Origin of the sequence: Pseudomonas sp. Pdm06 (genome assembly GCF_014851795.1) — a bacterium.
GTDB classification, from domain to species: domain Bacteria; phylum Pseudomonadota; class Gammaproteobacteria; order Pseudomonadales; family Pseudomonadaceae; genus Aquipseudomonas; species Aquipseudomonas fluorescens_AA.
Genome location: NZ_JACVAH010000018.1, coordinates 134,399 through 158,725, shown reverse-complemented (window position 1 = coordinate 158,725; position 24,327 = coordinate 134,399). Strand labels below are relative to the sequence as shown.

At 63.4% G+C, this 24,327-nt stretch carries 18 protein-coding genes and 2 riboswitches; of the genes, 8 read left to right on the top strand and 10 right to left on the bottom strand.

All coding sequences use genetic code 11. The features are described 5' to 3' along the window. Positions 1 to 109: 109 nt before the first annotated feature. Both IB266_RS25705 and IB266_RS25700 read right to left on the bottom strand, forming a co-directional pair. On the bottom strand, positions 110 to 424 hold the full coding sequence (locus tag IB266_RS25705; RefSeq protein WP_060738123.1) for an SCP2 sterol-binding domain-containing protein: 315 nt from the start codon (positions 422 to 424) through the stop codon (positions 110 to 112). Positions 425 to 475: 51 nt separating this feature from the next. Further along, positions 476 to 1,186, bottom strand: coding sequence for a histidine phosphatase family protein (locus IB266_RS25700; protein WP_192263233.1), 711 nt, complete (start codon positions 1,184 to 1,186; stop codon positions 476 to 478). A gap of 226 nt (positions 1,187 to 1,412) precedes the next feature. Between IB266_RS25700 and sohB the strand changes: the two genes are divergently transcribed. Next, on the top strand, positions 1,413 to 2,444 hold the full coding sequence (sohB, locus tag IB266_RS25695; protein WP_192263231.1) for a protease SohB: 1,032 nt from the start codon (positions 1,413 to 1,415) through the stop codon (positions 2,442 to 2,444). A 248-nt stretch (positions 2,445 to 2,692) separates the two neighbouring features. Here sohB and IB266_RS25690 read toward each other — a convergent pair whose 3' ends face one another. The 4 genes from IB266_RS25690 to metH form a co-directional block, all read right to left on the bottom strand. Continuing rightward, the gene (locus IB266_RS25690; protein WP_058543993.1) at positions 2,693 to 3,187 is read right to left on the bottom strand and encodes a DUF934 domain-containing protein; all 495 of its coding nucleotides are present in this window, start codon (positions 3,185 to 3,187) and stop codon (positions 2,693 to 2,695) included. Further along, a complete protein-coding gene (locus tag IB266_RS25685) occupies positions 3,171 to 4,829 on the bottom strand; it encodes a nitrite/sulfite reductase (protein WP_060738120.1) in 1,659 nt (552 codons plus the stop codon). Before IB266_RS25685 ends, IB266_RS25690 begins: the two co-directional genes overlap by 17 nt. Before the next feature lie 545 nt (positions 4,830 to 5,374). After that, positions 5,375 to 5,593: a DUF2970 domain-containing protein gene (locus IB266_RS25680; protein WP_003182858.1), complete on the bottom strand. Its 219-nt coding sequence runs from the start codon at positions 5,591 to 5,593 to the stop codon at positions 5,375 to 5,377. 126 nt (positions 5,594 to 5,719) lie between these two features. Further along, complete coding sequence (gene metH, locus IB266_RS25675; protein ID WP_192263229.1) at positions 5,720 to 9,430, bottom strand: methionine synthase; 3,711 nt, start codon at positions 9,428 to 9,430, stop codon at positions 5,720 to 5,722. Positions 9,431 to 9,586: 156 nt separating this feature from the next. On the opposite strand from metH, the gene IB266_RS25670 reads away from it, so the two are divergent. Both IB266_RS25670 and nfuA read left to right on the top strand, forming a co-directional pair. Then, positions 9,587 to 11,878 (top strand): fatty acid cis/trans isomerase, encoded by a 2,292-nt coding sequence (locus IB266_RS25670; RefSeq protein ID WP_192263227.1) that lies wholly within the window; start codon positions 9,587 to 9,589, stop codon positions 11,876 to 11,878. 115 nt (positions 11,879 to 11,993) lie between these two features. Next, positions 11,994 to 12,578 (top strand): Fe-S biogenesis protein NfuA, encoded by a 585-nt coding sequence (gene nfuA / locus IB266_RS25665; protein ID WP_003182850.1) that lies wholly within the window; start codon positions 11,994 to 11,996, stop codon positions 12,576 to 12,578. Positions 12,579 to 12,758: 180 nt separating this feature from the next. Here the strand turns inward: nfuA and cobM are convergent, their stop codons facing one another. From cobM to IB266_RS25645, 4 genes are all read right to left on the bottom strand, one after another. Continuing rightward, entirely contained in the window at positions 12,759 to 13,505 is a 747-nt protein-coding gene (cobM, locus tag IB266_RS25660; protein ID WP_192263225.1) for a precorrin-4 C(11)-methyltransferase, read from the bottom strand. 77 nt (positions 13,506 to 13,582) lie between these two features. Beyond that, entirely contained in the window at positions 13,583 to 13,987 is a 405-nt protein-coding gene (locus IB266_RS25655) for a cobalamin biosynthesis protein (protein WP_192263223.1), read from the bottom strand. Continuing rightward, entirely contained in the window at positions 13,984 to 14,679 is a 696-nt protein-coding gene (locus IB266_RS25650; protein WP_192263221.1) for a CbtA family protein, read from the bottom strand. The genes IB266_RS25655 and IB266_RS25650 overlap by 4 nt, the downstream gene beginning before the upstream one ends. Positions 14,680 to 14,690: 11 nt before the next feature. Beyond that, entirely contained in the window at positions 14,691 to 14,885 is a 195-nt protein-coding gene (locus IB266_RS25645) for a CbtB domain-containing protein (protein WP_192263219.1), read from the bottom strand. A gap of 99 nt (positions 14,886 to 14,984) precedes the next feature. Then, positions 14,985 to 15,208: riboswitch (cobalamin riboswitch) on the bottom strand. 178 nt (positions 15,209 to 15,386) lie between these two features. Beyond that, positions 15,387 to 15,602, top strand: a riboswitch (cobalamin riboswitch). A gap of 97 nt (positions 15,603 to 15,699) precedes the next feature. Here IB266_RS25645 and cobW point away from each other — a divergent pair. The 5 genes from cobW to IB266_RS25620 all read left to right on the top strand — a co-directional run bounded on the left by cobW (position 15,700) and on the right by IB266_RS25620 (position 24,280). Next, positions 15,700 to 16,764 carry a cobalamin biosynthesis protein CobW gene (gene cobW, locus IB266_RS25640; RefSeq protein WP_060738114.1) on the top strand — a complete coding sequence of 355 codons (1,065 nt, stop codon included), beginning with the start codon at positions 15,700 to 15,702 and terminating at the stop codon, positions 16,762 to 16,764. A 3-nt stretch (positions 16,765 to 16,767) separates the two neighbouring features. Further along, the gene (cobN, locus tag IB266_RS25635) at positions 16,768 to 20,541 is read left to right on the top strand and encodes a cobaltochelatase subunit CobN (RefSeq protein ID WP_192263217.1); all 3,774 of its coding nucleotides are present in this window, start codon (positions 16,768 to 16,770) and stop codon (positions 20,539 to 20,541) included. Between the two features lie 239 nt (positions 20,542 to 20,780). Further along, positions 20,781 to 21,779: an ATP-binding protein gene (locus IB266_RS25630; protein ID WP_192263214.1), complete on the top strand. Its 999-nt coding sequence runs from the start codon at positions 20,781 to 20,783 to the stop codon at positions 21,777 to 21,779. Positions 21,780 to 21,832: 53 nt separating this feature from the next. Continuing rightward, positions 21,833 to 22,438: a vWA domain-containing protein gene (locus IB266_RS25625; RefSeq protein ID WP_318646604.1), complete on the top strand. Its 606-nt coding sequence runs from the start codon at positions 21,833 to 21,835 to the stop codon at positions 22,436 to 22,438. A gap of 195 nt (positions 22,439 to 22,633) precedes the next feature. Next, a complete protein-coding gene (locus IB266_RS25620) occupies positions 22,634 to 24,280 on the top strand; it encodes a phospholipase D-like domain-containing protein (protein ID WP_192263212.1) in 1,647 nt (548 codons plus the stop codon). Positions 24,281 to 24,327: the final 47 nt, after the last annotated feature.

The window sequence follows — 24,327 nt, the reverse complement described above, 5'->3', positions numbered from 1 at the left end:
GTCAAGGTTGTGTGCGGTGGGAAATCAAGGAGGGGCAAAAACACGAATCCCGCCATGGAGGCGGGATTCGTTGGCAATCAAAAGGCTCGCGAGGAAGGCGAACTCAATCTCAGGCTGGGAACAGCTCGGACAGTTTCATGGCCAGCATCATGTCGCCTTCGGCGCGCAGCTTGCCGCCCATGAACGCTTGCATGCCGTCGGTGCTGCCGTCGACGATGCCTTGCAGGGTTTCGCCATCCATCACCAGGGTCACCTGGGCGTCCGGGTTTTCACCTTCCTGCAGTTCGCAGGTGCTGTCCTTGACGATCAGCGAGAAATGCTTGGATTCATCGATGCGGAAACCGAATACCAGGTCCAGGCCGGCAGCGGCGGCTGGGTTGAACTTGGCTTTCATGGCTTGTACGGCGTCGGCTACGGAGGTCATGGTTTCGATCCTTATTTGGGTGGTACAGCAAGGGTCTACAGTAATCCGGACTCAGCGAAAGGTGATGAGGTCCGGGGCCTTCAACAGTTGCAGGTGGGCATGGCTGTTGAAGGAAGCCAGGGCCACCTCGCGGCCCCTGAATTTCAGGTGGTTGAGCGAGGTGTTGACGATTTGCCAGTTCAGTTCGAAGGCCTGTCGGGCCGGTATCCGGGTGATCAGGTGGAGCAGGGCGGTGATGGTGCCGCCGGAGGTGAACACGGCGATCTTGTGGGTGTTGTCGGCTTGCTCCAGGATGCGCTGCAGGCCCGCCTGGACCCGCTCGACGAAACCCAGCCAGCTTTCGAGACCGGGCGGGTCATACTGGCCGCTCAGCCAGCGCTCGACGATCAGCACGAAGATACGCTGGAATTCGGCGCGGTTCTGCGCGGCGTTGCGCAGGATATGCAACGCCTCGGGTTCCTGGGGGAGCATATCCGGCAACAGGGCGCGAATGACCGCGTCGGCATCGAACTCGTTGAACGCCGGGTCGATTTCCAATTCGGGGACCGGCATGCCGGCGGCGGACATCTGGCCCAGCGCACCGACGGCGGTATCCTGTTGGCGCCGCAGGTCACCCGAGAGGCAGCGGTCGAATACGACACCGAGCTCGGCGAGGTGGTCGCCGAGCACTTGCGCCTGGCGTACGCCATTGGGCGAGAGGACATCGTAGTCGTCCGCACCAAAGGAGGCCTGGCCATGTCGAATCAGATAGATACTGCCCACGTCCGCGTCATCCCGGTACGTTGAAGGTTTGGCGAGGTTATGGGGATGGCGGTGAGCTGTCAATGAAAAAACATACGCTTGTTTGAAATGCCCGTTGCAGCCTTGCCCTGCCTCGCTCGCGTCAAGGTAACCATAGGTTTCTTGGCTGGTCGCGACGCAGGCGCATGGGTATGCTGGGACTGTCACGCGCCTGCGTTCAGTGGCGCATTGCATTTAAGGAGTTGCTGTGGAGTTTTTCATCGAGTATGCCGGTTTCCTGGCCAAGACCGTGACGCTGGTGATCGCCATCCTGGTGGTGCTGGCCAGTTTTGCTGCGCTGCGCAGCAAGGGGCGGCGCAAGTCCGCCGGCCAGTTGCAGGTGAGCAAACTCAACGATTTCTACAAGGGGTTGCGCGAGCGCCTGGAACAGACGTTGCTGGACAAGGATCAGCTCAAGGCCTTGCGCAAGGCCGAAGGCAAGGCAGAAAAGGCCGGGAAGAAAAGCAAGGACAAGCCGGCGGCCAAGCCCCGGGTGTTCGTGCTGGACTTCGACGGTGACATCAAGGCCTCGGCCACCGAGAGCCTGCGTCATGAAATCACCGCACTGCTGACCCTGGCAACGCCGAAGGATGAAGTGGTGCTGCGCCTGGAAAGTGGCGGCGGCATGGTTCACAGCTATGGCCTGGCCTCGTCGCAACTGGCGCGGATCCGTCAGGCCGGCGTGCCGCTGACCGTCTGCATCGACAAGGTCGCGGCCAGCGGTGGCTACATGATGGCGTGCATCGGCGAGAAGATCATCAGTGCTCCCTTCGCGATCCTGGGTTCCATCGGCGTCGTCGCGCAATTGCCCAACGTCAACCGGCTGCTGAAGAAACACGACATCGATTTCGAAGTGTTGACGGCCGGGGAATACAAACGCACGTTGACGGTGTTCGGCGAAAATACCGAGAAGGGCCGGGAGAAATTCCAGGAAGACCTGGACATCACCCATGAACTGTTCAAGAACTTCGTGTCCAACTATCGCCCGCAACTGGCCATCGATGAAGTGGCGACCGGTGAGGTCTGGTTGGGTGTCGCGGCGCAGGGCAAGGGCTTGGTGGACGAGCTGAAAACCAGCGATGAATACCTGGCCGAACGGGCCAAGGGTGCCGAGCTGTACCACCTGCACTACGCCGAACGCAAAAGCCTGCAGGAACGCATTGGCATGGCGGCCAGCGGTTCGGTGGATCGCGTGCTGCTCAGTTGGTGGAGCCGCCTGACCCAGCAGCGGTTCTGGTAATCGCAAAAATAGTGCCTACCCCCCGCTGTGGGAGCGAGCTTGCTCGCGATAGCGGCGGCACATTCAACATGGATGCAGGCTGACCCAGCGCTATCGCGAGCAAGCTCGCTCCCACAGGGGTTCTGAGGCGGGCTGAAGCTTCGGGTTCACCGCTATCCCTTTGTGGGAGTGAGGTGGATCAAGGCACCGAAAACAAAAAAAGCCCTGAACCGGCACACCCGGATCAGGGCTTTTTTCATGGGGCTGTTTCAGCGACGACGGAACAGTGGCAGCGGCTCGTCAGTGGCAGCCTGGTAGGTCACCGAGAAGTCCTTGAGGCTTTCGAGGGCTTCGTAGGGGTCTTTGTCGGCGCGCAAGGCAAAGGCGTCGAAACCGCAGCGGCGCATGTAGAACAGCTGGTCGCGCAGCACGTCGCCAATCGCCCGCAATTCACCCTTGAAACCATAGCGGTCACGCAGCAGGCGGGCGTTGGAGTAGCTGCGCCCGTCGGTGAAGGCCGGGAAGTTCAGGGCGATGACCTGCAACTGGTTGGCGTCTTCGCCGATTTCTTCCGCTTCCTCGTCGGCGTCCAGCCACACACCCAGGCCGCCGTCGCGGGCCTTGAGGGCATGGGCATGATCGCGCCACAGGGCCAGTGGCACGATCAGGTCGTCGCAGTTGGAGATGCCATCGAGGGTCGCGTCCTTGGGCAACAGGTGCCAGGTTTCGTCGATGACCTCGTTGTTCTTAATGATTCGCTGCATAGACGCGTTCCTTGAAGAGGTCGATGCCAATACGTTGGTAAGTGTCGATGAAGCGCTCGTCCGCGGTACGTTGTTCGATGTACACGTCGATCAGCTTCTCGATCACGTCAGGCATGTCATCCTGGGCAAACGACGGGCCGAGGATCTTGCCCAGGCTGGCGTCGCGGCTGCCGCTGCCGCCCAGGGAGACCTGGTAGAACTCTTCGCCTTTCTTGTCCACACCCAGGATGCCGATGTGGCCGACGTGGTGGTGACCACAGGCGTTCATGCAGCCGGAAATGTTCAGGTCCAGCTCGCCGATGTCGAACAGGTAGTCCAGGTCATCGAAACGACGCTGGATCGATTCGGCGATAGGGATCGACTTGGCGTTGGCCAGGGAGCAGAAGTCGCCGCCCGGGCAGCAGATCATGTCGGTCAGCAGGCCGATGTTCGGGGTGGCGAAACCTTGTTCGCGCAGCTCGCCCCACAGGGTGAACAATTGGCTCTGTTCAACGTCCGCCAGGATGATGTTCTGCTCGTGGGAGGTGCGCAGCTGGCCGAAGCTGTAGCGCTCGGCCAGGTCGGCCACGGCGTCCAGTTGCTTGTCGGTGATGTCGCCCGGTGCGACGCCGGTGGGTTTCAGGGACAGGGTCACCGCGACATAACCCGGCTTCTTGTGGGCCAGGGTGTTGCGGGTGCGCCAGCGGGCGAAGCCCGGGTGTTCCTTGTCCAGGGCTGCCAGTTCGGCGTCCTGATTGCTCAGGGCCTTGTAGTCTGGATCGACGAAATGCTTGGCGACGCGATGCACTTCGGCTTCGGTCAGGGTGGTCTGGCCGCCACGCAGGTGAGCCATCTCGGCTTCGACCTTCTCGGCGAACACTTCAGGCGTCAGGGCCTTGACCAGGATCTTGATCCGCGCCTTGTACTTGTTGTCACGACGGCCGTAGCGGTTGTACACCCGCAGGATGGCGTCGAGGTAGCTCAGCAGGTCCTGCCACGGCAGGAACTCGTTGATGAACGCGCCAACCACCGGGGTACGCCCCAGGCCGCCGCCCACGAGCACACGGAAGCCCAGTTCGCCGGCTGCGTTGTAGACCGTCTCCAGGCCGATGTCGTGGACTTCGATAGCCGCACGGTCCGAACTCGAGCCGTTGATGGCGATCTTGAACTTGCGCGGCAGGTAGGCGAACTCCGGGTGGAACGTCGTCCACTGGCGAACGATTTCGCACCATGGCCGCGGGTCGATCAACTCGTCGGCCGCGACACCGGCGAACTGGTCGGTGGTGACGTTGCGCAGGCAGTTGCCGCTGGTCTGGATCGCGTGCATCTGCACGGTGGCCAGCTCGGCCAGGATCTCGGGCACATCTTCCAGGGCCGGCCAGTTGTACTGGACGTTCTGCCGCGTACTGATGTGGGCATAGCCCTTGTCATAGTCACGGGCAATTTGCGCCAGCTTGCGCACCTGGCGCGAAGTCAGCTGGCCATAAGGCACAGCCACGCGCAGCATCGGGGCGAAGCGCTGGATATACAGGCCATTCTGCAAGCGCAGAGGGCGGAATTCTTCTTCGCTCAGCTCGCCTGCCAGATAGCGTCGGGTCTGATCACGGAACTGCTTGACGCGGTCCTCGATGATTCGCTGATCGTACTCGTCATATACGTACATATAAGTCTCGGTCTCAGGCTTGGGCCGATCAGAAACAGCTGCATGTTGGCTCGCTGGAATCGGGTTCTGCCTCGGCAATTCTGCGCGCACGGCCGCGCACTCCTAGAGGAGCCGGTGCAAGATACCTGTTTTGAGTTATGCGCAAAAGTGATGTTTGAATATATGTAAAGAACCAAATCGACTAATGAGATTGATTATTGCCTAACCCACATTTGTCGTACGGGCAATCATCGTCTTAACTGTGGTCGAGTCCCTATGCAATCACCTACAAAACCGACAAGAGGCGATGCAATGAGCAATCCGACCAAAGCAAGGAAAAGCGACAGTACTGTTGATGCCTGGGCCATTTTGTTCCTGATTATCCTGGTGGTGGGCACCGCAGTGTTCTGGGTCAGTCACCAATAAACGGTTATCCCTGGCGATGAAAAACCTGTGGGAGCGAGCTTGCTCGCGATAGCGGTGGTTCAGTCGGATTGATGTCGACTGGCGCACCGTCATCGCGAGCGAGCTCGCTCCCACAGGGTCATGTGTTGTGTTGGAGAACGTTACAACCCCGCCAGATGCACCACCAGCTTGACGATGCCAAACAGCGTCAAGGCGAAAATCACCGTGAACGCGATCCCCAATATCACGAAGTGACTCGGCTTGCCGTGGGTGAAATCCCGGGCGCGGTTCTTGCCACTCTGTACGCCGAAGGCGGCGGCCAGCACGCTGTGCATCATCTGCCACAGGGTCGGCGGCTTGTTGTCGACTGGATCGTCCATAAATCCCTCGTCTGCCATGTGTGTGGGACAAGCATAGACAAAAAAAGATCGCAGGCTTCGCCAGCGCCTACGGGAACACACAAAACCCTGTAGGAACTGGCGAAGCCTGCGATCTTTTAAGGGCGCTTAGTTGTCGTAGCCCAGGTTCGGCGCCAGCCAACGCTCAGTCACGCTCAAATCCTGGCCCTTGCGCGCGGTGTAGCTCTGGACTTGGTCCTTGTCGATCTTGCCCACGGCGAAGTATTGCGCCTGGGGATGAGCGAAATACCAGCCGCTGACCGCTGCCGCCGGGAACATGGCGTAGTGTTCGGTGAGGAACACGCCGCTGCGGCCGGCTTTCAGTTCGCTAGCCTCGGGATCGAGCAGGCGGAACAAGGTGGCTTTCTCGGTGTGATCCGGGCAGGCCGGGTAGCCGGGGGCAGGGCGGATGCCGGTGTACTGCTCCTTGATCAGCGCCTCGTTGTCCAGGCTCTCGTCCCGGGCATAACCCCAATGCTCCTTGCGCACCTGCTGGTGCAGCCATTCGGCGCAGGCTTCGGCCAGGCGGTCGGCCAGGGCCTTGACCATGATGGAGTTGTAGTCGTCACCGGCCTCCTGATAGGCCTTGGCGACTTCTTCGGCACCGATGCCGGCGGTGGTGATGAAGCCGCCGACGTAGTCGGTCACGCCGCTGTCCTTGGGCGCGACGAAGTCGGCCAGGGAAAAGTTCGGCTTGCCGTCGGTCTTGATGATCTGCTGGCGCAAGTGATGCAGGCGCGCCAGTGGCTTGCCATCGTCGCCGTAGACTTCCAGGTCGTCGTCATGCACCTGGTTGGCCGGCCAGAAGCCGAACACGGCGCGGGCGCTGATGAGTTTCTCGTCGATCAGCTTGCGCAGCATCGCCCGGGCATCGGCGTACAGCGCGGTGGCGGCTTCGCCGACCACTTCGTCGGTGAGGATGCGCGGGTATTTGCCGGCCAGGTCCCAGGAGATGAAGAACGGTGTCCAGTCGATGTATTCGGCCAGGACGTTCAAGTCGATGTTGTCCAGCACCTTGGCGCCGGTGAAGGTCGGCTTGACCGGCTGGTAGCTGCTCCAGTCGAACTGTGGCTTCTTGGCCACGGCCGCGGGGTAGCTCAGGCGCTCGGTGCGGGCGCTGCGGTTGGCCGTGCGCTCGCGTACCTCGATGTAGTCCTGGCGGGTTTTCTCGACGAACGCCGGCTTGAGTTCCTTGGACAGCAACTGGGTCGCCACGCCCACGGCGCGGGAGGCGTCGGTGACGTAGATCACCGCGTCGTTGCTGTACTTGGGCTCGATCTTCACCGCCGTGTGGGCCTTGGAGGTGGTGGCGCCACCGATCATCAGCGGCAGATGGAAGTCCTGGCGCTGCATCTCCCGCGCCACATGCACCATCTCATCCAGGGACGGGGTGATCAGGCCGGACAGGCCGATGATGTCGCATTTCTGCTCCTTGGCCACCTGCAGGATCTTCTCCGCTGGCACCATCACGCCCAGGTCGACGATGTCATAACCGTTGCAACCGAGCACCACGCCGACGATGTTCTTGCCGATGTCATGGACGTCGCCCTTGACCGTGGCCATCAGGATCTTGCCCTTGGCTTCCGGCTTGTCGCCTTTTTCCGCCTCGATGAACGGAATCAGGTGGGCCACGGCCTGCTTCATCACACGGGCGGACTTGACCACTTGGGGCAGGAACATTTTGCCGGCACCAAACAGGTCGCCGACGATGTTCATGCCGGCCATCAGCGGGCCTTCAATGACTTCGATCGGCCGGGTGAACGACAGTCGCGACTCTTCGGTGTCTTCGACGATGTGGGTAGTGATGCCCTTGACCAGCGCATGCTCCAGGCGCTTGTTCACTTCCCAGCCGCGCCATTCCTCGGTTTCCGCTTCCTTGACGCTGCCGTCGCCCTTGTACTTGTCGGCGATGGCGAGCAGGGCGTCGGTGCCTTCGGGGGTGCGGTTGAGGATCACGTCTTCCACGGCGTCACGCAGTTCCGCCGGGATCTGGTCGTAGATCTCCAGTTGGCCGGCGTTGACGATGCCCATGGTCAGGCCCGCGCGGATCGCATACAGCAGGAACACCGAGTGGATCGCCTCGCGCACCGGGTTGTTGCCACGGAACGAGAACGACACGTTGGACACGCCGCCCGAGGTCAGCGCGTACGGCAGTTCGTCGCGGATGTAGGCGCAGGCGTTGATGAAGTCCACGGCATAGTTGTTGTGTTCTTCGATACCGGTGGCGACGGCGAAGATGTTCGGGTCGAAGATGATGTCTTCCGGCGGGAAGCCGACTTCATTGACCAGGATGTCGTAGGAGCGCTTGCAGATTTCCTTCTTGCGCGCCTCGGTGTCGGCCTGGCCGGCTTCGTCGAACGCCATCACCACCACGGCGGCACCGTAGCGTTTGCACAGCTTGGCGTGGTGAATGAACTGCTCGACGCCTTCCTTCATGCTGATGGAGTTGACGATGCCCTTGCCCTGGATGCACTTGAGGCCGGCTTCGATCACTTCCCACTTGGAGGAGTCGATCATGATCGGCACGCGGGAAATATCCGGTTCGCCGGCAATCAGATTGAGGAAGGTCACCATGGCCTTCTTCGAATCGAGCATGCCCTCGTCCATGTTGATGTCGATCACCTGGGCGCCGGCCTCGACCTGCTGCAGGGCCACTTCCAACGCTTCGGTGTAGTTGTCCTCGCGGATCAACCGGGCGAACTTGGCGGAGCCGGTGATGTTGGTCCGCTCGCCGACGTTGACGAACAAGGAGCTGCGATCGATGGTGAACGGTTCCAGGCCCGACAGGCGGCAAGCCCGCGGGATCTCTGGAATCTGCCGCGGCGCGTAGCCGGCCACGGCCTTGGCGATGGCCTCGATGTGCGCCGGGGTGGTGCCGCAGCAACCGCCGACAATGTTCAGGAAGCCGCTCTGGGCAAACTCTTCGATGACCTTGGCCGTCTCGGCCGGCAGTTCGTCGTATTCGCCGAACTCGTTGGGCAGGCCGGCGTTGGGGTGGGCCGATACGTGGGTGCTGGCCTTGTTCGACAGCTCTTCCAGGTACGGGCGCAGTTCGCTGGCGCCGAGGGCGCAGTTCAGGCCCACGGAGATCGGCTTGGCGTGGGCCACCGAGTTCCAGAAGGCTTCGGTGGTCTGGCCGGAGAGGGTGCGGCCGGAGGCGTCGGTGATGGTGCCGGAGATCATGATCGGCAGTTCGACGCCCAGTTCTTCGTAGACCCCTTGCACGGCGAAGATCGCCGCCTTGGCGTTCAGCGTGTCGAAGATGGTCTCGATCAGGATCAGGTCGGCGCCGCCTTCGATCAGGCCCTTGGTGGCTTCGGTGTAGTTCTCCACCAGTTCGTCGAAGGTCACGTTGCGGTAGCCGGGGTTGTTCACGTCCGGCGACAGCGAGCAGGTGCGGCTGGTCGGGCCGAGCACGCCGGCGACGAAGCGCGGCTTGTCCGGGGTCTCCAGGGTCTTGGCGTCGGCCACCTGGCGGGCCAGGCGCGCGCCTTCCAGGTTCAGCTCGTAGGCCAGGCCCTGCATGCCGTAGTCGGCCTGGGACACCTGGGTGGCGTTGAAGGTGTTGGTTTCCAGGATATCGGCGCCGGCATCCAGGTAGGCTTTTTCAATGGCACCGATCACGTCGGGACGGCTGAGCACCAGCAAATCGTTGTTGCCCTTGACGTCGCTCGGCCAGTCGGCAAAACGCTTGCCGCGGTAGTCCTGTTCTTCCAGCTTGTAGCTCTGGATCATCGTGCCCATGCCGCCGTCGAGGATCAGGATGCGTTCCTTGAGGGCTTGCTGGAGAAGATAAAGGCGAGCGCTGCGATCGGACATAGGACTACCTGGAAAAAAAGACCATTACGAAGGCCGGGATGATAGCAAACCTGCGCAGGATTTGATCATGAGGGGCTTTTGCATGAATATCGCTCATGTTTGCAAGGCGATGCTGGCCCGGTAGAATCGCCGGACTATCTCTTAGGGACCCGAGACATGCCGTACCGCGTCTTATTCGGCAGTCTGTTGCTGTCGTTGTCTTTTAGCGCAGCCGCCGGGAATCCCGTTCCGGCGATCTCCTACACCCGCGACATCCAGCCGATCTTCACGGAAAAATGCGTGGCCTGTCATGCCTGCTACGACTCCGCCTGCCAATTGAACCTGGGCAGCGGCGAAGGTGCGGCACGGGGCGCGAGCAAGCTGTCGGTGTATGACGGCGAGCGGCGCCAGGCGGCCGAGCCGACCCGCCTGTTCTACGATGCCTCCGGCCCGCGCGCCTGGCAGCGCAAAGGCTTCTATTCGGTGCTCGACGCCCAAGGCAACCAGGCGGCGTTGATGGCGCGGATGCTGGAGCTGGGGCACCGTACGCCATTGCAGCCCAACGCCAAATTGCCGGAAGACATCGTGCTTGGGCTCAACCGTGACAACACCTGCCCGGTGCCGGGGCAGTTCGAGCAATATGCCGCTGCGCATCCCCGCGAAGGCATGCCGCTGGCGGTCACCGGCCTGACCGACCAGCAATACCAGACCCTGCAGCGCTGGCTGGCCGCCGGCGCCCCGATCGACCAGCAGGCCTTGGCCCCGAGCGCCGCCGAAGCCTTGCAAGTGGTGCAGTGGGAAAACCTGCTCAACGCCCCCGGCGCCCGGGAAAGCCTGGTGGGGCGCTGGTTGTTCGAACACTGGTTCCTGGCGCATATCTATTTCAAGGACGGCGAGCCGGGGCATTTCTTCCAATGGGTGCGTTCGCGTACGCCCACCGGGCAGCCCATCGACCTGATCAACACCCGCCGCCCGAACGACGATCCCGGCACCCGCGTCTATTATCGGCTCTGGCCGGTGCAAGGGGTGATCGTGCACAAGACCCACATCACCTACGGCTTGAGCGCGGCGAAGATGGCGCGGATCAAGAGCCTGTTCTACAGCGGCAAGTGGCAGGTCACCGCGTTGCCGGGCTACGGTCCGGAGCGCCGGGCCAACCCGTTTTCCACCTTCGAAGCGATTCCGGCCCAGGCCCGTTACCAATTCATGCTCGATAACGCCGAGTATTTCGTGCGGACGTTCATCCGCGGGCCGGTGTGCCGGGGCCAGATCGCCACGGACGTGATCCGCGATAATTTCTGGGCGCTGTTCCAGGCCCCCGAACACGACCTGTACATCACCGACCCGAACTACCGCGGCCAGGCCACACCGCTGCTGGCGATGCCGGGGCAGAACGACGACGTGGGCAGCGTCCTCAGCCTGTGGCTCGATTACCGTGACAAACGCAACGAGTACGAGGCCTTGCGCCGCGATAACTATGCCGAGCTGCCGGCACCGAGTTGGTCGACGCTGTGGGCCGGCAACGACAACGCGCTGCTGAGCATTTTCCGGCATTTCGACAGCGCTTCGGTCACCAAGGGGTTGATCGGGGAGGTGCCGCAGACGATGTGGCTGTTCGACTTCCCGTTGTTGGAGCGTACCTATTATCAGTTGGCGGTGAATTTCGACGTGTTCGGCAACGTCTCCCACCAGGCCCAGACCCGGTTGTATTTCGATTTGATCCGCAACGGTGCGGAGCAGAACTTCCTGCGCCTGATGCCGGCCGACTCCCGGGAAGGCTACCTCGATGACTGGTACCAGGCCGGTGGCAAATTCAAGATGTGGCTCGATTATGAGGCCATCGACAATGACAAGCCGACCGCCCTCAAGCTTGACGAACGCGACCCCAAGGGTGATTTCGCCCAGCAACTGCTGGTCCGTTATGGCGATCTGAACGCGCATCCCGATCCAATCAACCGCTGCGACGGTGCCTACTGCTCGCGCCCGAACATCGACCCGGCGCTGCAAAACGCCGAGCAGGCCCTCAGTCGGCTGGTGTCGCGCCCAGCGGCGGGGCTCAAGGTGATCGACCAACTGCCGGAAGCGACCCTGTTGCGCATCGAAACCGCCAGCGGCCAACGTGAGGTCTACAGCCTGCTGCGCAACCGGGCCCACAGCAACGTGGCGTTCCTGCTGGGCGAGGAAACGCGCTATCAGCCGGGGCTGGACACGCTGACGGTCTACCCGGGCGTGCTCAGCAGCTATCCGAACTTCATGTTCAACATTCAGGCCGGGCAAGTGCCGGCATTCGTCGAGGCCATGGAACGTGCCCAGGATGAGCCGGCGTTCGAGCGGATTGTCGAACGCTGGGGGATTCGCCGCAGTCACCCGCAGTTCTGGTATTACTTCCATGACCTGAGCCAGTACATCCAGGAAACGGAGCCCGTGGAAAGCGGTGTGCTGGACATGAATCGCTACCAGAACCTCTGATCGGCCTGTCCGGCGGCAAACCCCGTTCCGTCGGACGCTTTCCTGACAAAAATACTAGGACTTTGTCCGGCGCGATGATTGGCGTAAACTGCCGTCAAGCCTGCGAGGAGTTTCCATGACCGCCATTACCATTACCGATGCCGCCCACGATTACCTGGCCGACCTGCTGTCCAAGCAGAACACCCCGGGTATCGGGATCCGCATCTTCATCACCCAGCCCGGCACCCAGTACGCAGAGACGTGCATTGCCTACTGCAAGCCGGGAGAAGAAAAACCCGAAGACACCGCGTTGGGGCTCAAGAGCTTCACCGCGTACATCGACTCGTTCAGCGAAGCCTTCCTGGACGATGCGGTAGTCGACTACGCCACCGACCGCATGGGCGGCCAGCTGACCATCAAGGCACCGAACGCCAAGGTGCCGATGGTCAATGCCGACAGCCCGGTCAACGAGCGCATCAATTACTACCTGCAAACCGAGATCAACCCGGGGCTGGCCAGCCACGGCGGCCAGGTTTCGCTGATCGACGTGGTGGAAGACGGCATCGCCGTGCTCCAGTTCGGCGGCGGCTGCCAGGGCTGCGGCCAGGCTGACGTGACCTTGAAGGAAGGCATCGAGCGCACCTTGCTCGAACGCATTCCAGAGCTCAAGGGCGTGCGCGACGTGACCGACCATACGCAGAAAGAAAACGCCTACTACTGATTGTGGCGATACCATCTTGCGATCAGTTCGTAACCTGTAGGAGCGAGCTTGTGGGAGCAAGGCTTGCCCGCGATGCAAACACCTCGGTGTAGTTGATAGACCGAGGCGACGCCTTCGCGGGCAAGCCTTGCTCCCACTGGTTCGCCCCTATAGGGGGATCCAGGTGGATTGTCTGGCGAGTCAGGGCCGGTAGAGATGCGCATGTCCGGCGCGGTACAGCGACGATTCGCTGAACACGTCATTGCCCAGCACACGCCCCACCAGGATCAGCGCCGTTCGGCGGAAACCCTTGGCCTGCACCTTCTCGGCAATATCTGCCAGCGTCCCCATCGCCCAGTCCTGATCCGGCCATGTCGCCCGGTGGATCACCGCAATCGGGCAATCCGCGCCGTAGTGGGGCAGCAGTTCGTCGACGATCTTTTCCAGGTGATTGACCCCCAGGTGAATCGCCATGGTCGCCCCGTGCTGTGCCAGGTTGCCCAGTTCTTCCCCAGCGGGCATCGGGGATTTATCGGCGTAACGAGTGAGGATCAGGCTCTGGGAGATGTCCGGCAAGGTCAGTTCGGCACCCAGCAGGGCGGCGCAGGCTGAGGTCGCGGTCACGCCCGGGATGATTTCGAAAGGGATGTCCAGTTCCCGCAGGCAACGAATCTGTTCGCCGATGGCGCCGTACAGGCTCGGGTCGCCGGAGTGCACCCGGGCCACGTCCTGGCCCTTGAGATGGGCGCTGCTGATCAATTCGATGATTTGTTCCAGATGCAGCTCGGCGCTGTTGATCACCTGTTCGGCACAATGGCCTTCGAGGACGGCGGTCGGCACCAGCGAGCCGGCGTAGATGATCACCGCGCACTGGCGGATCAGTCGCTGGCCTTTGACCGTGATGAGGTCCGGGTCGCCGGGGCCGGCGCCGATGAAGTACACGGTCATGACCGGCTCCTGTGGAAGGTGGGTGAGCGTCGCCCAGATGAAGATTGCTCATGATCCTGGGCGGCGATTATCGGGATTTATGCCACGACCGCCAATGCCAACGTGCTCATGGGGCCTGTGTGACGGGGAATCAGCAGGGTTGCGGGCGTCGTGCCCAATTGATCGGCCAAGGCCAGGGCGGCGCTTTCGGCGATGCCGTAGCAACCGGTTTGCGCGAAGGCGATCTCGGAGCGATGACTGAGCCGCCGCTCGTAACCGGCCAACTGTTCGGCACTGAAGCAGGTCAGCGGCAAGGCCAGTTGCCCGGCCAGCTCCAGCAGCCCGGGCTCGTCACGCTTGAGGTCGATACTGGCCAGGGCCCGGACCTGGTGAAGTTCGATGCCGTGGGCCAGCAACGTCTGTTCGAGCAAGGCCCGCAGCGTGCTGGCCGGGCACCCGCGCTGGCAGCCCAAGCCGATCACCAGGATCGACCCGGTGCTCATGCGTCGTGGTGGGCTTGACCGTCACGGCGAAACAGCCAGGCGCTGATCAGGCCCAGGGCCAGCCAGAAGGCGACGTTGGTCACCTGCGAGGCGATCTTGAACTGGCTTTCCAACGCTTCGGGCGCCAGCATCGAGTGGACTTCGGGCTGCGGCGCACCGATAACGTGGGGCACCAGCAACGTCGCCACGCCCAGCAGCTTGAGCAGCCAATGCCGGCCGAAGGCGATCAGGGCAATGCCCACCGCTGTGGACGCCGCGGTGCCGATCCACCACATCTGCCGCTGGGCCAGGTCGGCCGCTGCGGTGCCGGGCAATTCCGGGGGCAGGCCGAGGGTGGGTGCCAGGACGAAAGTGGCATAACCGGCCAGGCCCCAGAGCAGACCCTGGGAGGTGCGAGTCGGTGCGCGCAAGGTGTACAGGCCCGCGAGCATCAGGGCAAAGCCCACGGCGACCACCAGGTTGCCGCCGGTGGTGGACAGCACGCGCTGCCAGCCATCTTCCGGTTCCCAGGCCTCGGCATCATGGGTGTGGGCCACACCGTCGGTGTGCTCATGGACCTCGGTCGCCGGGGCTTTCTCGAAGGTTTCCGCCTGGAGAATCAGCGGCGATACCCAGAAACTCTGCAACAGGGTCAGCAGCAGGGCGGCCAGCAAGCCGCTGAAACCGGCGGTCTGCGCGATACGCTTGATCATGTCGTCAGTTCTCAGTGGCAGGGGAAGGCGGCGCTGTGGCGGGTATCGTGGGCGGCGTTGTGCACCGCTTCGATGTGGGAGAAGCCGGCGAAATAGACCAGCCCCGCGCCCAGGATCGAAGCCAGGATCGCGGCGCTCAGGCGTTGGCTCAGGGTGGTGGTGGTGGTGCTGCTGGCGGTGCGGGCGGTGCTGCTGATGGTCGACATGGCGCTTCCCTCTGTTTTTGTTCCGTGGGGATGCGAGCGCAATGAGATCCCGGACGAAAGATCGCCCAGGTTCGAACAGCGCCCGCCCACCGCGGGTTTGTTGATGCTTGAGTCATGGGCCGGTCTCCGGGCTCGCGAGGGGCAGGGGCTGGGCCTTGCCTGCAAGCGTCACCTTCCCATGTCCGGGGACACAGTGGTTCAGACGCTTCGCTCGCTTACCGTTGCGGGGGCAGCACCGGACTGACGTGGCTTTGGAGTAAAGCACACGATTCACCGGTTTCCCGTTTCACCCTGTGAAGGGCACCCGTAACTAGGCGCACAGGAGAGCATGGGTGGGGCGGGGCCGTCAATGCACAGGGGGCCGCTGCGCAGCCCATCGCGAGCAAGCTCGCTCCCACAGGGGGCTGCGGGATCCAATGTGGGAGCGAGCTTGCTCGCGATGGCGGCGGCAAAGACACCGCAGAACTCACTTGCGGAGATTGACCCGCCCCCACACCCTGCGTAGCCTTGCGCCTTCGAGGTTCTTCGGCCTGCGCCGAAGCTAAGAAGGGAACGCGGTCCAAGCCGCGGCTGCCCCCGCAACTGTGAACGGTGAGGTTTCTGCAAGGCCACTGTGCATGCCCTTTTACCAAAGGCGCACGGGAAGGCGCAGCCATTGCCAGTCGAACGACTGGCCCGCCGTCAGCCAGGAGACCTGCCTCGAGACAGATTCTCACTACAACCGGGCGGGGTGATCCGGTGGCGAAATCTTCCGTGCACACCTGTGCCCGCGGTTGTCGTCCCGTTTGCCCGCCACCTTGCCAAAGGGCATCCGATGAAAACACTGGCCAAACTCCCTGTCACCATCGTCACCGGCTTTCTCGGCTCGGGTAAAACCACCTTGCTGCGGCACATGCTCGACAACGCCCAAGGCCGGCGCATCGCCGTGATCGTCAACGAGTTTGGCGAGCTGGGTATCGACGGCGAGATCCTCAAGCAGTGCGCCATCGGTTGCACCGAAGAAGAAGCCAACGGCCGCGTCTACGAACTGGCCAACGGCTGCCTGTGCTGCACAGTGCAGGAAGAATTCTTCCCGGTGATGCGCGAGCTGGTAGCCCGGCGCGGCGACCTCGACCATATCCTGATCGAAACCTCCGGCCTGGCCTTGCCCAAGCCGTTGGTCCAGGCCTTTCAATGGCCGGAAATCCGCAGCGCCTGCACCGTCGATGCGGTGATCACTGTGGTCGACAGCCCAGCCGTGGCTGCCGGCACCTTCGCCGCCTTCCCCGACCAGGTCGATGCCCAGCGCAAACTCGACCCGAACCTGGATCACGAATCGCCGTTGCACGAGCTGTTCGCCGACCAACTGGCGAGTGCTGACCTGGTGATCCTCAACAAGGCTGACCTGATCAGCCCTGAAGACTTGGCCAAGGTTCGCCTGGAAGTCGCCGAAGAGCTGCCGCCGGCGGTCAAGGTCATCGAAGCCAGCAGCGGTCGCCTGCCGCTGGACGTGTTGATCGGCCTGGGCGCCGGTTCCGAAGAGCACATCGACGGCCGCCACAGCCATCACGACCATCACCACGATGGCGACGATGACGACCACGATCATGACGCCTTCGATTCCATCTCCATCGAACTGCCCCAGGCCGACGAAAGTCTGTTGCTGGATGCGCTGACGCAACTGGTGGTCCAGCATGGCGTGCTGCGGGTCAAGGGTTTCGCGGCGATCCCGAACAAGCCGATGCGCCTGCTGATCCAAGGCGTTGGCACGCGTTTCGATAAACATTTCGACCGCCAGTGGGGCGCCGAGGAAGCGCGGGTCACCCGTCTGGTGCTGATCGGCCAGGCACTCGATGCCGCACTGCTCGAAGCGCAGTTGCGCGCCGCCCTCAGCGCCTAAGCCATGCACCTGCTCAGGACCCAGCCCGGCGGTTTCGTGTCGGATGACAACATTGCCGACCTCGGGCAAACCCCCGCCGAACTGGTGATCCTGTGCAGCGGCGACTCCAGCCTGGCGCTGCTGGCCGAAGCGGCGAAGCAGTTGCCGGGCGATTATCCGGAGTTTCGCCTCGCCAACCCGATGCAGGTGCAGAACCACGCCTCGGTGGATCTGTATTTCGAAGACGTGCTGCGCCACGCCAAGGTCATCCTGCTGTCGCTGCACGGCGGCATTGGTTATTGGCGCTACGGCATCGAGCGCCTGATGGACCTGGCCGGGCGCGGGGTGAAGCTGATCCTGGTGCCGGGGGATGATCGACCGGACCCGGAGCTCAGTGACCTGAGCAACGTGGCCGTCGAGGACCGCGACCGGCTCTGGCAGTTCTTGCGCCAGGGCGGCCTGGGCAATGCCCTGGACCTGTTTCACTACCTCGGCAGTCAATGGTTCGGCCGCGATTATCCGTGGGCCGAGCCGCAGACCCTGCCGCGCACGGCGATCTACCACCCGGGAAAAAACAGCGCCAGCCTCGGCGATTGGCAAGCCGAGTGGAACGCCGGGCAACCGGTGGCGGCGGTGTTGTTTTATCGTTCCCACTTGCAAGCGGCGAACACCGCGTTCATCGACGTGTTCTGCCAGCGCCTGCAAGCGGCGGGGCTCAACCCGTTGCCGATTGCGGTGGCGAGCCTCAAGGAGCCCGGTTGCCTGGCGCGGGTGGAAGACTGGTTGGATGAAGTGGAAGCGGGGGTGATCCTCAATACCACCGGCTTCGCTCAATCCAGCCCCGAAGCCCCGCACTTGCGACCGTTTCGCCGCAATATCCCGGTGATCCAGGCCATTTGCGCCCAGGACAACGAACCGGGCTGGCGCGCCAGCGAGCAGGGCCTGGGCCCGCGAGACTTGGCGATGCACATTGCCTTGCCGGAGCTGGACGGGCGGATCATCAGCCGCCCCATCAGTTTCAAGGACCTGGCCTGGCGCAGTGAGCGCAGCCAGAGCGACGTGGTCTGCTACCGCGCCGTACCCGAACGCATGGATTTTGTCGCCGAGCTGGCCCGACGTTGGACCACCCTGGCGCGCCTGCCCAATGGGCAGAAGCGTGTGGCGCTGATCCTCGCCAACTACCCGACCCGGGACGGACGCATCGGCAACGGCGTCGGCCTGGATACGCCAGCGGCGGCCTTGAATATCCTGCGGGCCATGCAGGCCGAGGGCTATCCACTGCCGGCCGAACTGCCGGCGAGCGGCACTGCGTTGATCCAGCAATTGCTCGGCGGGGTCAGTAACGACCTGGACAGCCTCGACCTGCGTCCGTGTCACCAGAGCCTGGCCCTGGATGCCTACCTGGCCATGTTCGACGCGCTGCCCGAGGCCAATCGCCAAGCGGTGCTGGCGCGCTGGGGCTCGCCCGAGCAGGATCCGATGTTCCGCGACGGCTGCCTGATGGTCGCCGGCCTGCGCCTGGGCCTGACCTTCGTCGGCATCCAGCCGGCCCGTGGTTATCAGGTCGACCCGAGTGCGGTGTACCACGACCCGGATCTGGTGCCGCCCCACGGTTACCTGGCGTTTTATTTCTGGTTGCGCCACACCTACGGCGTCCACGGGGTGATCCACGTCGGCAAGCACGGCAACCTCGAATGGCTGCCGGGCAAAGGTGTCGGGCTCTCGGAAAATTGCTGGCCGGACGCGTTGCTGGGGCCGCTGCCGAATATCTATCCGTTCATCGTCAACGACCCGGGCGAGGGCGCCCAGGCCAAGCGTCGCACCCAGGCGGTGATCATCGACCACTTGATGCCGCCGCTGACCCGGGCCGAAACCTACGGGCCCCTGCGTAACCTCGAGCTGCTGGCCGACGAATACTACGAGGCGCAATTGCTCGATCCGCGCCGCGCCCGGGAGCTGCAACGGGACATCCTCAACCTGGTGCGCGAGACCCACATCGACCGCGAGCTGCAACTGGATGCCGGCCTGGACAGCGATGCTGACGCCGCGATCTGGCTGCCACGCCTGGACACGTACCTGTGCGACTTGAAGGAGTCGCAGATCCGCGACGGCCTGCACATTTTTGGCGAATCGCCCAGCGGACGGCTGCGCATCGACACCCTGCTGGCGTTGCTGCGCATTCCCCGGGGCGACGGCAAGGGTGCGCAGTCGAGCCTGCTGCGGGCGCTGGCGAAGGCGTTCGGGCTGGGCTTCGATCCGCTGGATTGCGCCCTGGCCGAACCCTGGACGGGTGATTGTCCCGAGGCGTTGCGCCGGGTCAGCGCCGAGCCTTGGCGCACCGCCGGCGATACCCGCGAGCGCCTGGAGCTGTTCGCCGCGCAGTTGATCGAGCAGGCGTTGGACGGCGCGGTCGAACAGCTCGACGCGCCGGGTTGGGAGGTGGTGGGCAGCATCATTGAAAACCTGCGAGCCGTCGTGGCGCCACGCCTGGACGCCTGCGGTCCGGCGGAAATGCATGGCCTGCTCGATGCCTTGAGCGGGCGCTTCGTGCCGGCCGGCCCCAGTGGTGCGCCGAGTCGCGGGCGCCTGGATGTGTTGCCCACCGGGCGCAATTTCTTCTCGGTGGACGTGCGCAACCTGCCCACCACCACGGCGTGGCGCATCGGTTTCCAGTCGGCGAACCTGATCCTTGAACGACACTTGCAGGACCATGGCGATCACCTGCGCCAGCTCGGCCTGTCGGTGTGGGGCACCGCCACCATGCGCACCGGCGGCGACGACATCGCCCAGGCCATGGCGTTGATGGGCGTGCGTCCGGTGTGGGCCACGGGCAGCCAGCGGGTCGATGATTTCGAGATCCTGCCGTTGAGCCTGCTGGACCGGCCGCGGGTCGATGTCACGCTGCGGGTGTCCGGGTTTTTCCGGGACGCCTTCGCCAACCTGATCCGGCTGTTCGATGCCGCCGTGCAGGCCGTCGCCACCCTCGATGAACCGGACGACCTGAATCCCTTGGCGGCCAAGGTCCGCGGCGAACGCGAAGCCCTGTTGGCATCGGGCCTGGAGCCAGAAGCGGCGGCGCGCCAGGCCGGTTGGCGGATCTTCGGCGCCAAGCCCGGTGCCTATGGCGCGGGTGTGCAAGGCGCTGTCGACAGTCGCCTGTGGCAGAGTCGCGAAGACCTGGCCGAGGTGTACCTGAACTGGGGTGGCTACGCTTACGGCGGCAGCGACGAAGGCACCGCGGCCCGGGAGCAGTTCTCCCGACGCCTGAGCCAGGTGCAAGCGGTGCTGCAGAACCAGGACAACCGCGAGCACGACCTGCTCGATTCCAATGATTACTACCAGTTCCAGGGCGGTATGCTGGCGGCGGTGGAGACCCTCAGCGGGGCAACCGCGGCCAGCTATCACGGCGATCACAGTCAGCCGGACCTGCCCAGGATCCGTACCCTGAAAGAAGAACTCAACCGCGTCATCCGTTCCCGCGCGGCCAATCCGAAGTGGATCGACGGGGTCAAGCGCCACGGCTATAAAGGCGCGTTCGAACTGGCGGCGACGGTGGACAACCTGTTCGCCTTCGACGCCACCACGCAGCTGATCGACGATCACCAGTACGCTTTGCTGGCCGATGCCTACCTGCTCGATCCGGACACCCGGGATTTCGTCCGCCAGCACAACCCCGACGCCCTGCGGGACATGACCGAGCGCATGCTCGAAGCGCAGCAGCGGGGGATGTGGCAGGACCCGGGGGAGTATCGCGAGGCGTTGGAGAATTTGTTGTTGGACATCGAGGAGGATGGCTGAAATGAGCACAACAGACGCGCACTTGTGGCGAGGGAGCTTGCTCCCGCTCGGCTGCGCTGTAGGAGCTGCCGAAGGCTGCGATCTTTTGATCTTTCGCTTGGGACTCAATTGTCTGGGGAAAGATCGCAGCCTCGTTGCACTCGACAGCTCCTACACGGCGCCTATACAGCCTCTACGGGCCCAGCGGGAGCAAGCTCCCTCGCCACAGGGGAACCCCGCACATCCATGAGGCCTTCAGCATGACCCATACTCCCCACTTCCCACTCTCCGCCGTGGTCGGTGCCGATGACCTGAAACTGGCCCTGTGCCTGGCCGCGATCGACCCGAAAATCGGCGGTGTGCTGATCGAGGGCCCACGGGGCATGGCCAAGTCCACCTTGGCCCGGGGCCTGGCGGACCTGCTGGCCAGCGGTCAGTTCGTCACCTTGCCCCTCGGTGCCACCGAAGAGCGGCTGGTGGGCACCCTCGATCTGGATGTGGCCCTGGGAGAGGGGCGCGCGCAATTTTCTCCCGGCGTGCTGGCCAAGGCCGACGGTGGCGTGCTGTATGTCGATGAAGTGAACCTGCTGCCCGATCACCTGGTGGACCTGCTGCTCGATGTGGCTGCCAGTGGCACCAACCTGATCGAGCGCGACGGCATTTCCCATCGGCATCCGGCGCGCTTTGTGCTGATCGGCACCATGAACCCGGAAGAGGGCGAGCTGCGCCCGCAGTTGCTCGACCGTTTCGGCCTGAACGTCGCCCTCGACGGTCACACCGCACCGGCTGAACGCGGCCAGATCATCCGGCGGCGGTTGGATTTCGACAGTGATCCGGCGGTCTTCTGCGCGGAGTGGGAGACGGCCCAGCGGCAGTTGCGCGAACGTTGCCAGCGGGCGCGTGACCGTTTGGCTGGGATCGCCTTGGATGATGCGACGCTGGCGCAGATCACCGAGCGCTGTTTTGCCGCCGGGGTCGATGGCTTGCGCGCCGACCTGGTCTGGCTGCGGGCGGCCCGGGCCCATGCCGCCTGGCGTGGGGCGGATGCCATTAGCGATGAAGACATCGATGCGGTCGCCGAGTTTGCCTTGCGTCATCGACGGCGTGGGCATTCGGCACCGTCCCAGGCGCCGACTGGGGCGGGGGCGGAAAAAACCACTGAACCCAATGAAGGCCAAGGCCAATGGGGCGACCAGCCTGCCCGGGCATTGCCAACCGGGGCCCGACGCGATGTGCCGAGCTGGCCAAAAAAGCCCTAGGCATTCGCCCTCGTTCAACGGCGGGGGCGAATGCCAGAACCCGTGCAGGGACGTTGGCGCAGGGACGCCAGGGCCGCAGCAAAGCGGCGGCCAGCGGTGCGGTGAACTGGCCGGGAACGTTACTCAATGGCCGGCCACACCGGCATGCAGACTTGCGCTGGCACGCTCGGCATCGGGCGCCCCATGAGCTGTGGCTGGTCATCGTCGATGCGTCGGCCTCGACCCGTCGTCATCGCGCCTTGAGTGACGGCAAAGGCTTGTTGGCGCAACTGTTCGACGACGCCTACCGGCAGCGGGCCCGCCTGGCGCTGTTGACGGCCAGCGGCACGCAGCCGAACTGGCAGGTGCAAGGGCTCAAGGCCTCGGCGGGCCTGCGCGGCTGGCTCGATGGCCTGGGCGCCGGTGGCGGAACGCCGTTGCTGGCGGCGCTGAACGAGGCCGGGCGCTGGCTGGTGGCGCGGCGCAGGCGTTACCCGGCGGAGCAGCAGCGGGTGTTGGTGATGACCGATGGGCGTGTCAAGGAGGGGCTTTCACCGCCGCTTCTCGATTGCCCATGCCTGTTGATCGATATCGAAAGAGGCCCGATTCGCCTGGGCCGGGCCCGGCAGTTGGCGGGGCGGTTGGGGGCTGAGTATCGGCATATCGATGAGGCTGATTGAAAGGTTCTGTGACTGTCAGGGCCCCATCGCGAGCAAGCTCGCTCCCACACTGTTTTGTGAACACATGAATGATGAACACCCGGCCCCCCTGTGGGAGCGAGCTTGCTCGCGATGGCATCCCCTCGGTTCCCATGACCTGCCCACCTGACCCGCATCACTGCACTATGCTCAAGCAGCCCCTCACAGGAGTGAACCATGCGCGTACTCGTCACCAACGCCCAGGACGATTTTCGGGTCAAGGCCTATGCCGGCACCAACGGCGTGCTGCTCGCCATGGACCTGGCCGAACCCCGGCGCAAGGGCTTGCTGGGTTTTGCCATCGAGAAACAGCAGGGGGACAAGCCCTGGCTGTTCCTGTTCAACAGCCTGACCTTCCCCGACAAGGCCCACACCTTCCCCCAGTTCCACGCCACCCCCAGCGACAAGGCACCCCTGCAGAAATTTCGCTGGGCCGACTACGCTGTCAACCCCGGCGTGACGATCCACTATCGCGTGCACCTGGCCTACGGCAGCCCCGATTCGCCGCAATTGGGCGAATCCCTGGCTGTCACCGTCACCAGCGACGACGGGCAGCCGGCCGACCAGCGGGTCATCTTCAACCGTGCCGTGGCCGCCAGTCAGGCGTTCCAGCGCAAGTTTCCCGAAGTGGACGCGCTGCTCAATGCCAACAAGCACCTGTCCATCGATGACTGGCCCGACGCACCACGTCGCTGGTTGGAAAACGGCTTGCTGGGTCGCTTGACCGGTTTCATCGACCGGGCGCTGGATGCCCGCTGGGCCTTGGACGTCGCCATCTATGAATACGAATTGCCGGTGATCGTCGACGCGGTGACTGCCGCTCACGCTCGCGGCGCCCAGGTACGGGTGCTGTATCACGCCGAGCCGGGAGACGACACCACGGCGCGCAACGAAGCCAGCCTCGAAAACATGCCGGCGGCCAACAAGCGTGGGCGGATCACCCACAACATTTTCCACAACAAGTTCATGGTGCTGAGCAAGGTGGAAGCCAGCGGCTCATTGCAACCTGAAGCCGTGCTGTGCGGCAGCACCAACTTCACCGCCAACGGTGTCTACCGCCAGGCCAACGTCGTGCATGTGCTGGACGACCCGCGGATCAGCAGCAGCTATTCCCAGGTATTCGAGCAAATCTGGGCAACGCCCCAAGATGTCGATGCCACTCGCCAGTGGCTGACCCTGAACAATGCCATGGCCCCGCAAGAAGCGTTGTTCGCCGGGTTTTCGCCACGCACCGGGGAGGGCGACCTGGATCGCTTCGTCGACATCATCAAGGGCGCGCGAAAGGACCTGTTGTTCGTCACCGCCTTTGTGTTGCCCGACCGCATCCTCGACGCCTTGCTCGGCCAGCCCAATGACGACGTGTTGCGCTACGGCCTGCAAAACACCAAGAGCCGCATCACCGGTTTTCATGCCGACCGCACCGCCGAATTCGCCGCCACCGCGTTGCTCAACACCGGTCTGGAGGGCTGGCTGCGGGAAAACATGAAAGGCCAGAAGGGCAATCTACTGGTGCACACCAAAGCCATCGTCACCGACTTCACCAGTGACACACCGACCATCCTCAGCGGCAGCCACAACCTCAGCGCCGCCGCCAGCAGCGGCAACGACGAGAACTACCTGATTATTCAGGGCAATACCGACCTGGCCGACCGCTACGGGCTGGAACTGCTGCGTTTCTATGAGCATTACCGCTTTCGCTACTTCGCGAAAAAACTCGCCCTCAAGCAGGTCAAGCCACTGGCGGTGGATGACAGCTGGAGTGATGACTATTACCGCGACGGGGATTTGCGGATGTTGTCCAGGGTGAGGTTTTGCGGGCGTTAGGCGCAGTAGATGATCGGGTGATAGCATAGAGCCACCTATCAGCCAGG

Excerpts from the sequence above, each read along its gene's own strand:
- cobN (WP_192263217.1), top strand. The coding sequence starts at position 16,768 with ATGCACCTGCTCAGGACCCAGCCCGGCGGTTTCGTGTCGGATGACAAC.
- IB266_RS25630 (WP_192263214.1), top strand. The coding sequence starts at position 20,781 with ATGACCCATACTCCCCACTTCCCACTCTCCGCCGTGGTCGGTGCCGAT.
- metH (WP_192263229.1), bottom strand. The coding sequence starts at position 9,430 with ATGTCCGATCGCAGCGCTCGCCTTTATCTTCTCCAGCAAGCCCTCAAG.
- nfuA (WP_003182850.1), top strand. The coding sequence starts at position 11,994 with ATGACCGCCATTACCATTACCGATGCCGCCCACGATTACCTGGCCGAC.
- IB266_RS25680 (WP_003182858.1), bottom strand. The coding sequence starts at position 5,593 with ATGGACGATCCAGTCGACAACAAGCCGCCGACCCTGTGGCAGATGATG.
- IB266_RS25645 (WP_192263219.1), bottom strand. The coding sequence starts at position 14,885 with ATGTCGACCATCAGCAGCACCGCCCGCACCGCCAGCAGCACCACCACC.
- cobW (WP_060738114.1), top strand. The coding sequence starts at position 15,700 with ATGAAAACACTGGCCAAACTCCCTGTCACCATCGTCACCGGCTTTCTC.
- IB266_RS25690 (WP_058543993.1), bottom strand. The coding sequence starts at position 3,187 with ATGCAGCGAATCATTAAGAACAACGAGGTCATCGACGAAACCTGGCAC.
- IB266_RS25685 (WP_060738120.1), bottom strand. The coding sequence starts at position 4,829 with ATGTACGTATATGACGAGTACGATCAGCGAATCATCGAGGACCGCGTC.
- cobM (WP_192263225.1), bottom strand. The coding sequence starts at position 13,505 with ATGACCGTGTACTTCATCGGCGCCGGCCCCGGCGACCCGGACCTCATC.
- IB266_RS25670 (WP_192263227.1), top strand. The coding sequence starts at position 9,587 with ATGCCGTACCGCGTCTTATTCGGCAGTCTGTTGCTGTCGTTGTCTTTT.
- IB266_RS25655 (WP_192263223.1), bottom strand. The coding sequence starts at position 13,987 with ATGAGCACCGGGTCGATCCTGGTGATCGGCTTGGGCTGCCAGCGCGGG.
- IB266_RS25650 (WP_192263221.1), bottom strand. The coding sequence starts at position 14,679 with ATGATCAAGCGTATCGCGCAGACCGCCGGTTTCAGCGGCTTGCTGGCC.
- IB266_RS25620 (WP_192263212.1), top strand. The coding sequence starts at position 22,634 with ATGCGCGTACTCGTCACCAACGCCCAGGACGATTTTCGGGTCAAGGCC.
- IB266_RS25705 (WP_060738123.1), bottom strand. The coding sequence starts at position 424 with ATGACCTCCGTAGCCGACGCCGTACAAGCCATGAAAGCCAAGTTCAAC.